Genomic DNA, 1,033 nt, shown 5'->3' on the forward strand with positions numbered 1-1,033 from the left:
CGTCTGAAAATCGCTATTCCTATTATTATCCGAAAGGGTGAGTTGAGTTCTGTTGCGGGTTTAGAAAGTATTATTTTTGATGCGACAGAAGGTAAGAATGGCGCTTTCGAAATGCAGATTACACGTGAAGGGTCGTCATCGTTATATGGCAGCGTAGAGATTTTCGAGAATGACAATGGTAAAGCGGGTGATCGCGTTGCTATGTCAAAGGGTGTTGGCGTATATACAAGCATCAACAAACGTTTGATTAAAGTGCGTTTGCCTCAACCTGTAGAACCAGATCAGACCTCTTTCATTGTTCGTTTTGATGAAGACGAGAAGTACGGTGGTACAAATCTCATTGAAGAACGCTTTGAGTTAAGTCAGTAATGTTATAGAGGGCGCTCGATCATATCGGCGCCTTTTTCGTATATGCAGCACCCTTTCTTGTTCAACATTTTTTGTAGCCTCAGGTTTAGCATGTTTGCTTTTCTTGTGTTCGCTATGCTGTTGTCTAGTGCGAAGGCTACAGAGTTAGAACTTGATGATGAAGACTTGCTAGTAGTACAACTCAGTGTAGGGCCTTACACTGATGACGAACCTATCTTTATTTACCGCTCCCCAGAACAAACCTTGTTACCAGTCGATACGATCGCATCATTACTAGAAATTGCTATTGAATCGGACATCGATGAATTATTAGTATCCGGTTGGGTGGGGGATGAGAGCAATACTTTTGAACTGGATCTGACTAAACAAGAATATTATTCCAAAGGCGTTGCTCAGCCTTGGCCGCAAACGATTCGCTATGCGGAAGACGGCTTTGATGTTTATCTCGACCAACAGATCTTGCAAGATCTTTTCGGATTCAATTTTGATATTGATGTGTCTCAACTTAAGTTACGTGTTGATGCTTCAAAAGATATCCCATTAATTGCCAAGCTCGAGCGCAAAAAACGCCAAGAAGAAATAGAACGTCCCGAGCTGGAAACGCTTCCTGAGACTTATATCCCAAACACTTATGAGTGGTGGAATATGCCGCACTTCGATATCT

At 42.1% G+C, this 1,033-nt stretch carries 2 protein-coding genes; both read left to right on the top strand.

Annotated features, from left to right (window positions below; translation table 11 throughout):
• Positions 1-369: hypothetical protein (locus tag A3738_RS31650; protein ID WP_197474086.1), on the top strand; the 369-nt coding region annotated here is incomplete at its 5' end.
• A gap of 90 nt (positions 370-459) precedes the next feature.
• The coding region (locus A3738_RS27315; protein ID WP_156504543.1) for a hypothetical protein at positions 460-1,033 on the top strand (574 nt) is incomplete at its 3' end.

This window comes from Oleiphilus sp. HI0066 (assembly GCF_001635725.1).